The sequence below is a fragment of the Bradyrhizobium sp. sGM-13 genome (assembly GCF_018398875.1).
Taxonomy (GTDB): Bacteria; Pseudomonadota; Alphaproteobacteria; order Rhizobiales; family Xanthobacteraceae; genus Bradyrhizobium.
Genome location: NZ_JAGWDK010000020.1, coordinates 92,229 through 101,542, shown reverse-complemented (window position 1 = coordinate 101,542; position 9,314 = coordinate 92,229). Strand labels below are relative to the sequence as shown.

Annotated in this window: 7 protein-coding genes; 5 read left to right on the top strand and 2 right to left on the bottom strand. The window is 63.0% G+C overall.

The features are described from left to right. The 3 genes from KJQ96_RS26665 (at position 1) to fhuB (ending at position 4,010) form a co-directional block, all read left to right on the top strand. On the top strand, positions 1–1,005 hold the full coding sequence (locus tag KJQ96_RS26665; RefSeq protein WP_213289368.1) for an alpha/beta hydrolase: 1,005 nt from the start codon (positions 1–3) through the stop codon (positions 1,003–1,005). Positions 1,006–1,081: 76 nt separating this feature from the next. Then, the gene (locus KJQ96_RS26660) at positions 1,082–2,017 is read left to right on the top strand and encodes an ABC transporter substrate-binding protein (RefSeq protein WP_213289367.1); all 936 of its coding nucleotides are present in this window, start codon (positions 1,082–1,084) and stop codon (positions 2,015–2,017) included. Then, a complete protein-coding gene (gene fhuB / locus KJQ96_RS26655; RefSeq protein ID WP_213289366.1) occupies positions 2,004–4,010 on the top strand; it encodes a Fe(3+)-hydroxamate ABC transporter permease FhuB in 2,007 nt (668 codons plus the stop codon). Before KJQ96_RS26660 ends, fhuB begins: the two co-directional genes overlap by 14 nt. A gap of 13 nt (positions 4,011–4,023) precedes the next feature. Here fhuB and KJQ96_RS26650 read toward each other — a convergent pair whose 3' ends face one another. Next, a complete protein-coding gene (locus tag KJQ96_RS26650) occupies positions 4,024–4,848 on the bottom strand; it encodes an ATP-binding cassette domain-containing protein (protein WP_213289365.1) in 825 nt (274 codons plus the stop codon). A 64-nt stretch (positions 4,849–4,912) separates the two neighbouring features. Continuing rightward, the gene (locus KJQ96_RS26645; protein WP_213289364.1) at positions 4,913–5,974 is read right to left on the bottom strand and encodes a siderophore-interacting protein; all 1,062 of its coding nucleotides are present in this window, start codon (positions 5,972–5,974) and stop codon (positions 4,913–4,915) included. A gap of 331 nt (positions 5,975–6,305) precedes the next feature. On the opposite strand from KJQ96_RS26645, the gene KJQ96_RS26640 reads away from it, so the two are divergent. Both KJQ96_RS26640 and KJQ96_RS26635 read left to right on the top strand, forming a co-directional pair. Beyond that, positions 6,306–8,009 carry a cyclic peptide export ABC transporter gene (locus KJQ96_RS26640; RefSeq protein WP_213289363.1) on the top strand — a complete coding sequence of 568 codons (1,704 nt, stop codon included), beginning with the start codon at positions 6,306–6,308 and terminating at the stop codon, positions 8,007–8,009. 292 nt (positions 8,010–8,301) lie between these two features. Beyond that, positions 8,302–9,300 carry a GNAT family N-acetyltransferase gene (locus tag KJQ96_RS26635; RefSeq protein WP_249734561.1) on the top strand — a complete coding sequence of 333 codons (999 nt, stop codon included), beginning with the start codon at positions 8,302–8,304 and terminating at the stop codon, positions 9,298–9,300. The last annotated feature ends 14 nt before the right edge of the window (positions 9,301–9,314 follow it).

The window sequence follows — 9,314 nt, the reverse complement described above, 5'->3', positions numbered from 1 at the left end:
ATGAGCCTTGATCCCGATATCGCCGCACTGCTCGAGATGGTGCAGGTTGGCACCGAAAGCGGATCACGCATTCCGTTTCCGAAATTGACGGCCGTACAGGCACGCGCTGATTTCGATGCATCCTCGTCGTTGCTCGATCTCGATCCGCCGGCGCTCGCGTATGAGCGTCAACTCGCGCTCCCGACGCGCGATGGAGCCACGATCGACGCGCGGCTCTACGCCAAAGAGGAGCCGAGCCGTCGCAATCCGGCGCCGGTCCTTCTTTACATGCACGGCGGCGGCTTTGTCGTCGGAAGTCTGGACTCACATCAGCCATTGTGCCGCGGTCTCGCCGAAGACAGCGGCGCGGCCGTGCTGTCGGTTGGCTATCGGCTTGCGCCGGAGCACAAGTTTCCGACCGCGTTCAAGGATGCGGTCGATGCGCTGGCCTGGATCGGCCGCGAGGGACCTGCTGCGGGGTTGGATGCCGATCGCGTCGCCGTTGGCGGCGATAGCGCTGGCGGCACGCTCGCCGCGGCGCTCGCCATCGAAGCAAGGGCGAACCGAAACCTGCCGCAGCCTGTCCTCCAGGTGCTCGCCTATCCCGGTCTGAGCTCCCGGCAAACGTCTAATTCCTACGAACGATACGGCTCCGGTTATCTCCTGGAACTCAGCACTATCGACTGGTTCTTCCGGCAGTATCTCCGCGACGATTCAGACCGTGACGACTGGCGGTTTGCGCCGCTGGCTGCGGAAGATCTCTCGGGGCTGCCACCGGCGCTCATCGTGCTTGCCGAATACGATCCCCTGGTGGACGAAGGGCGCGACTACGCAGCAAGACTCTGCGCCGCCGACGTTCCCGTCGACCTGCAGATCTATCCGGGCATGATCCACGAGTTTCTGCGCATGGGCAATGTCGTGGCCGATGCCCTGCAGGCGCGGGCGGCGATCGGGCAGGCGCTGGCCGGCGCGTTTCGCGCCGCAGGCGAAAGGCGGTGGCCGGGCATGGAAAGACAGAGCATATGAAGGTATGGCATATGACGCTATGTCATAACTCCCGTCTCTCGCAGCCTCGCCGCAAGCCGTTCCCGAGCCGCACCCCATGAGGAAGAATTCACGCTCCGACTACAAGCTGTCTCGCCGTGCGCTTCTCGCAGCGGGCGCGGGCATCGGCGGCGGGGTGCTTGCAGGCGGCTGGCCGATGGCGCTCGCGCAAGCCGCCGCACCGCAAGGAGGCCCCCGCATCGCCGCGCTCGGCTGGGCCTGCGCGCAGACGATACTGGCGCTCGGCGTCGTGCCGCTGGTTGTGCCGGAGATCGAGCGTTACAGCCGGCTGGTCGTCGAGCCGGCTGTCCCGTCAAGCGTTCAGGAAATCGGCCTGCGTTCGGAGCCAAATCTCGAACTGCTGCAGAGTTTCGCGCCTGATATTATCATCATCGATCCCAGTATCACGGCCGCAATACCCCGGCTCAAGCTGATTGCCCCGGTCGAAGTCTTCACGATTTTCAAGCCCGACCGCCATCCGCTTGAAACAGCGCGCAGTTCGACGATGGAGCTGGCGCAGCGTCTCGGCGTGCAAGCCGCATGCGAGACCTATCTGGCGCGCTTCGATGCCGCCATGACCCGTTACCGTGATCAGCTTCGCGGTCGCAACGACAAGCCGCTGTATCTTGTCAGCGAAATCGCGCGCAACCGTGCGCTCGTGTTCGGGCCGAACAGCCTTTACCAGGAAGTCCTTAGTCAGTTCGGGTTGAAGAATGCCTGGACCGGCCAGAGCGGTCCGTGGGGACATACCAGCGTTGGCCTTGAAGTGCTCGCTGCGGTTCCGGATGCGCGGCTGGTTCTGATGAGTTCGCGGGTTGCCGATATTGAAGCCTTGCTCAACGCAAGCCCGGTGCTGCGGACCTTGCCGTTCCTCCGCTCGGGGCGGCTGACGGTGCTGGGAAATCAATTCTTCTATGGCGGCGTGCCGGCGGCCGAACGCTTCGCACGCCTTCTCGCCGAACGTTTGCCGCAGGAAAAAAATGAGCAAGGTTGACGCGCTGCCCGCCCGATCCGGGATCGAGATGCATCCTGCGATACTGATCGGCGTATTGTTTGCGGCGGCGGCGGCGCTGACCTTTCGGCATCTGTCGGGATATCTGCCTGCTAACGCGTGGTTGCCGGTGCTGTGGCGTCCTGAAATCAACGATCCGCAGCAGATGCTCGTGCATTATACCGTCTTTCCGCGAATTGCGGTGGCGCTATTGGCCGGCGCAGCATTGGGCCTTGCAGGCGCCGTCTGTCAGCAGGTGCTGCGCAATCCGCTGGCCGAACCGACCACGCTCGGCATCTCGAACGGCGCCTATCTTGCGCTGGCGGTGACGACGTTGTGGGCGCCGTCGCTGCTTGCTTTGGGCCGCGAGTGGATTGCTCTGGTCGGCGGATTCGCGGCGTTCCTGTTCGTGTTCGGCCTCACCTGGAAACGTGCGCTATCGCCGGTCGTGCTGGTGCTGGCCGGCTTGATCGTTGGCTACTATTGCGCTGTGACGACCCAAGCCTTGGTGTTGCTAAACCATGACTACCTGATCGGCCTGTTCATCTGGGGCGCGGGCTATCTCAACCAGCAGGACTGGAGCAATGCGGCGTTCCTGGCGCCGCGGTTTCTGATTTCGTTCGTGCTGATCGCGGCGATGGTCCGCCCGCTGACTTTGCTCGGCTTCGACGACGAGACCGCGCGCAATCTCGGCCTCGGATTGACAGGCGCGCGGGTCTGCGCGCTTGGCATTGCGATCGCTCTCAGCGCTTCGGTGGTCAGCGTCGTCGGCGTGTTGGGCTTTGTCGGTCTGACCGCACCAGCTCTCGCCATGCTTGCAGGCGCGCGGCGTTTCCGCGATCGGCTGATCTGGGCGCCGCTCTGCGGCGCTGGCTTGCTGTGGCTGGCAGACGAGCTTGTGCTGCTGATTCCTCCGGGCTATCGCGAGATGCCGGCCGGCGCAGCCACGGCCTTGATCGGCGCGCCCATGTTGCTGGTGCTGTTGCCGCGGCTACGGTCCGCAGCTCCAGTCGGAAACCTCACACCATCCGTTCCACCACGTCTTGATCATCCGTGGCGGGTGATCCTGTTTGGTCTGGCCTTGCTGCTGTTCGTGGTCTGGGTCGCACTCGCAGTTGGGGTCGGCGCCGAGGGCTGGAGCTGGAGTGGTCTCGCCGGCATCCAGGAATTCCTGCCGTGGCGCTGGCCGCGCGTGGTGTCGGCGTTGGCCGCGGGGGCCACGCTGGCGGTGGCTGGCACGCTGCTGCAACGCATGACCGGAAATCCGATGGCGGCTCCGGAGGTGATGGGGATCAGCTACGGCGCCGCGATGGGTATGATCGTTCTTCTCTATCTCCTTCCCTCCCACACCCGCGTGGCGCAGATTGCAGGCGGCGGGATCGGAGCGTTCATCGTGCTCGGGCTGGTTCTGCTGTTCAGCCGGCGGTCCGAATTCAGTCCGGAGCGTGTGCTGCTGGCTGGTGTCGCCATGAGCGCGGCATTCGGCGCGATCATCGCCATGGCCTTGGCGACCGGCGATCCGCGCATCGGCATGCTGCTGTCGTTGCTGACCGGATCGCTCTATCAGATCAGTCCGGCCGAGGCCTCGGTGCTTGCCGCCGCAGCGCTCCTTCTGCTGATCATGGTACCGATGCTATCACGCTGGCTGGACATTCTGCCGCTCGGCTCGGCGGCCTCGCGTTCGGTAGGCGTATCGATGGCGAGAAGCCGCATCATCATCATGCTGCTGACCGCATTGTTGACGGCGACCGCGACGCTGATGGTCGGGCTACTGAGCCTGGTCGGTTTCATCGCGCCGCATATGGCGCGGATGATGGGGGCGCAGCGCGCGCTCCATCAGACGGCGCTGGCCGCGCTGATTGGAGCCATCCTGATGGTAACAGCCGATTGGGCCGGGCGAATGGTGATATTTCCGTTCCAGATGCCGGCCGGCATCTTCGCGATGATGCTCGCCGGGCCCTATCTGCTCTGGCTGTTGCGACCGCAGCGCGGATGAGACGGTGAAGTGCTCACGGTGCGAAGCTGATGAGATGGCTGTGATCCGGAGACGGCATCACCGCCATCGGAATGCCGTAGATGGTTTCGAGTTCGGTAGGCGTCATGATCTTATCCGGCGCGCCGCGCGAAATCAGCTTGCCCGAGTGCAGGGCGATGATCTCGTTGCAGAAGCGTGCTGCCATGTTGACATCATGGAGCACGACGACCACGCCGAGATTGCGCTCCCGCGCGAGCCGCTTCACCAGCGACAGCACTTCGATCTGATGGGCAATGTCGAGCGCCGAAGTCGGCTCGTCGAGCAGCAGGCATTCGGCATCCTGCGCAACCAGCATGGCGATCCAGACCCGCTGGCGCTCGCCGCCTGACAATGTATCGACCAGCCGGTCCGCAAACGGCTCGATGTGGGTCAGCGCCATGGCTTCCGCAACCTTGTCGCGGTCGGTGTCGCCGAACCGGCCCAGCGCGCCGTGCCAGGGATAGCGCCCGAGCGCGACCAACTCCTTCACCAGCATGCCGGCGGCTGGCGGCGTCTGCTGCGGCAGATAGGCGACCTTGCGGGCGTACTCCCGATCGCTCCATTCGCGTAAAGCGCGGCCTTCGAACCGGATCGTGCCGGATGAGCTTGGCTGCTGCCGCGCCAGCAACTTCAGCAAAGTCGATTTGCCGGAGCCGTTGTGCCCGATCAGGCCGACGACGCTGCGCGCGGGAAGCGAGAGAGTGAGCGGTTCGAGCAGCGCGCGGCCCGCCACAGCGAACTCCACCTGGTCCAGTTCGAACAAGGGCGCGGCCGCATCGGGCGCGGCCTGCGCGATTTCGGTTGGCCGAACTACATGCATGAGAAAGTGCCTGCGGGGGTAATGCGGTGCGAGGTGAATGTTGTCCCGTCGGCCTGCGGATGCGTCATGGCTGCCGCAGGCTCCAATACGCGACCGCAAGATGCTGCTCGCGGGCGAGCTTCCGCTCGTCACGCAGATGGCTTCGCAGCGCCTTCAACGCCTGCGCTTCGCACGCGACCCATGCAAAGACCTCGCGATGATCCGGCCATCGCACAGCCTTGACGGCATCGACTAATAGCTGCGTCGTCCCGGCCGGACGGTCGCTGCGATGAAGCCATTGGATCGATACGCCGGCTGGTGCGATCAGCGGAACCTCTTCAAGCCGGTCGGCGACTTCGATGAAGACTTCACCAGTTGCCGTCGCTGGCAGCATCTCAAGAATTCGCGCAATGGCGGGAAGGGCGGTCTCGTCGCCCGCCAGCAGCAACCAGCGCGCCGGCCGAATGCCTCGTCCGAGCGGACCGGCCATGCCGCAAATGGCGCCGGTTTGCGCATTGAGAGCAAAGGCCGAGCCCGGTCCGGCGTGATCGTGGACCACGAAATCGATATCGATCTCGCAAGCCTGCAGATCGATGCGGCGGATCGTGTAGTAGCGGGTGACGGGTCTGCGCTCCGGTTCCGGCCACAGGATGCGCCCGTCGGGCGCGGGCCACGGCCATTCAGGCTTGGCGAGCCCTTCGGGCGGAAAATACAGGCGGACGTGCAGGTCATCGTCGTTCACGAAGCGGACGATGTCGTCGCCGGTGAAGGTCAGCCGGCGCATCCGGGGCGTCAGGTCGATCGCTGCCTTCAGCCGCACCTCGCGGAAATTGGCCAGCATGCCGCCGTTCGATTCATGGCCGGACCAGACGATGATCGGCGGCTCATCGCCGGCGAACTCGATGACGTGGGAAGCGACGACCGAGCGCAGCATTTCCAGATTGCCCTTGTCGTTGGCCTCGACGCGGATCCTGAGCGCCTCGGCCTCGACGGCCAGCGAACTGGTTCCAAACGGCAGCTTCGCCACCATCAGGCCACCTTGGTTCTCGAAGGCGATATCATGCTCGGCAAGGTGATCGATCATTCGGGCAGCAAGGCCGGCGGCATCAGCAATTGGGATGCGGGTTTCGGAAACAAGCGAATCCAAGGTCATCTCTCCAGTCGGGCCTGCCCGATGCTGGCCTGCGCACGCTTCGATTTCCGGATATCGCAGCCCGACACCGGATCCATGTCGCTAGTGGATCCAAGTCCCTAGTGGATCCATGTCCCACTCGCTCGCCGGCTGCGACGCAAAGGCTCTACTACTCGCATTTTATTAAACGCGTTGCCGATCACAAATTAGAATCGATCGAAAGAGGCCGAAAAATAAGCTCCGGAAGAGCGATGCTGCCATCATGTATTCGCATCACTCCCGCAAGGCTATTCGTATTACGACGGGCCGTGTAGGTTCGCTTCAGCTCTACTCCAGCGCGGCACTCATGATGAATCCACGAAGCGGCCTGACGGCGCAGATTCTGCATCTCCTGCGGCCCTACTGGCCGATCGTGCTGGGCGGCACCGTTCTCGGCGTTGTCGGTGGCGCCAGCGTTGCGGGACTGCTCGCAGTCGTCAATCGCGGACTTTACGCGTCGCAAGACGACGTCGCCACGCTGCTGTTCGCGTTTGCGGGCCTGTGTCTCCTGATCCTGATCGGCTCGATCGGCGCCGATATCAGCGCCAACTATGTTGGACAGCGGATCATCGCCGAGCTGCGCAAGTCGCTCGCCGCGAAAATTCTGGCGGCCCCGATCGATCAGCTCGAAATCTACCGGACGCATCGATTGATTCCGGTCCTCACCCATGACGTCGACACCATCAGCGATTTCGCGTTCTTCTTCTCCTCCTTCTTCGTGTCCGTGGTCATCACGCTCGGCTGCATGGTCTACCTGGCGGTGCTGTCGTGGCCGCTTTTCCTGATCACGGGGCTGGTCATCGTTCTCGGCTCGCTCGCGCATGCATATGCGCGAACGCGCGGCGTTCAGGGCTTCAACGTCGCCCGCGATTCCGAAGACCAGTTGCAGAAGCACTACCGCGCGATCGCCGAGGGCGCGAAGGAGCTGCGCCTGAACCGCGCCCGCCGTCAGCGCGTCTATGTCGACCAGCTTCAGCGCACCGTCGACCGGATCAGCGCGGTGCAGATCAAATCGATCAACCTCTTTGTGACCGCGCGGGCGTTGGGTACGATGTTGTTCTTCGTCGTGATCGGCGTCGCGCTGACGTTGCGTCCGTTCCTCTGGCCTGACAGCCCGGCCGCCGTCTCCAGCGGCTTCGTCCTGGTGCTGCTCTATATGCGAGGGCCTATCGATCAGGTGATCGGCATCCTGCCGGCATTGGGCCGCGCGCAAGTGGCGATGAAGCGGATCGCCGAGCTTTCGGAGCAGTTCGCGACGCCAGAGCAGGGCTTGCTGGCCGCGCCCTCGGTCGCGCCGGATGGATCAGGCAGGATCGAATCGATCGAGCTCCGTGGCGTATCGTACGGCTTCCGCGCGGTGCCCGGCAGCAACCCCTTCGTTCTCGGACCGATTGACCTGCACGTCCGGCAGGGAGACATCGTTTTCATTGTCGGTGAAAACGGAAGCGGAAAAACCACGCTGATCAAGTTGCTGCTGGGTCTCTACGCGCCACAGAGCGGTACGTTGCTTCGCGACGGTCTGCCCGTCGTGACGGAAACGCGGGATGATTACCGGCAGCTCTTCACGACAATCTTTTCCGACTATTACCTGTTCGAAGATCTTCTGCAGGGAGCGCGAATGGTGCCTGACGTCGCGGAGCGCTATCTGCAGCGGTTGGAGGTCGCGCATAAGGTCTCGGTCGAGAATGGCGTGTTTACGACGACGGACCTGTCGACCGGTCAACGCAAGCGGCTGGCCCTGATGAATGCCTGGCTCGAGGAGAGGCCGGTACTCGTGTTCGACGAGTGGGCCGCGGATCAGGACCCTGCCTTCCGGCATATTTTTTACACGGAACTGCTGCCGGACCTGAAGCGCATGGGCAAGACGATCATCGTGATCTCACATGATGACCGTTATTTCGGTGTGGCTGATCATCTGGTGCGACTGCGGCACGGCAAAATTGTCGCGGGCGATGCGAAAACCCATGACATCATCAAGTCGTCATCGGTTCCAACCGACGCATCTCTTTAGAGCTATTTTATTCTTCCGGAAAATTTGCATCGAAGTTCAGGCTCTTTCGAGATGCGCGCCGGGGAACGCGTGCGATGTCTTTGGCGACGCCGTTTTGTCAGATTTGTAAGAAATCTAAACTGCGTGTGCCTGCATTTCTTGTCATCCTGTACGCGAGTGCTTTACATCGCAGGCGCGCGTCAAGATCGCGTGCTGTTTCAAGCAACCACGCTTGCGATGCGAGGGCCGGATGAACAAAGCTTCGAGCTCCGCGACGGGGCCTCGCGCATTCCCGATCGGACCGGATTTTTCCTTGACCGTCGTTCAAGACGGTGGGGGAGATCTCCGCATCGCTGTAGGCATCACGACGGTGATGCGCCTGCGTCTCGATGAACAGCTCGGTCATCTAAGAATATTGACCACTCCTGACGATCCGCAACTGGCGATCTCGGCGATTTCGGCGGCGGCCGAAGCCATTTTTGGATGGCGGCCGACACTTGACCGGCTTGTGCTGGAGTCAGCCAGCGTGGAGCTTGCGCGCGAGCTGATGAACCACGGTCTCGCTCTCATGGCGGGGGCAGACTTCGTGCTGCTTCCCGAACTGATCATGCAGCGGCGGGACAATTGGCTGGTCAATGCCAAACGGCCGCCATTGCCGCAACTCCACGTCATGACGGACGGCAAGCGCCATCCGCGACGCTCGCCAAAGCCGGTGGGGAAGGTCTATGCCCGCTTCATACCCTGGCTCGCCGAAGTGATCTCCTTTCGCGTCGCCAACGTGGACGGTGACCTGCATCTGCTGCACCGGTGGATGAACGATCCCCGTGTCGACGCGTTCTGGAACGAAGCGGGCGATCTCGAGAAGCATCGGCGTTATCTCTCCGGCATCCTGGCGGACCCGCACATGCTGCCGCTCATCGGCTGCTTCGACGACGAGCCGTTTGGCTATTTCGAGCTCTACTGGGCCAAGGAGAATCGTATCGCGCCGTTCTACGATGCCGACGATTACGATCGCGGCTGGCATGTCGTCGTCGGCGAGGACGCCTATCGCGGGCGCCGCTATATCAGCGCCTGGCTGCCATCGCTGATGCACTACATGTTCCTGGACGATTGTCGAACGCAACGGATCGTCGGCGAGCCGGCGGCGGCGCATGCGCAGCAGCTCCGCAATCTGGAAGTCTCGGGATTCGCAAAGATCAAGAACTTCGATTTTCCGCACAAGCGGGCCACGCTCGTGATGCTGTTGCGCGAACGCTTCTTTGGTGACCGGCTGTGGCTGCCGGCAGCGACCAGCCCGGCGACCACGTCCTAACGCCCGAACGGAGC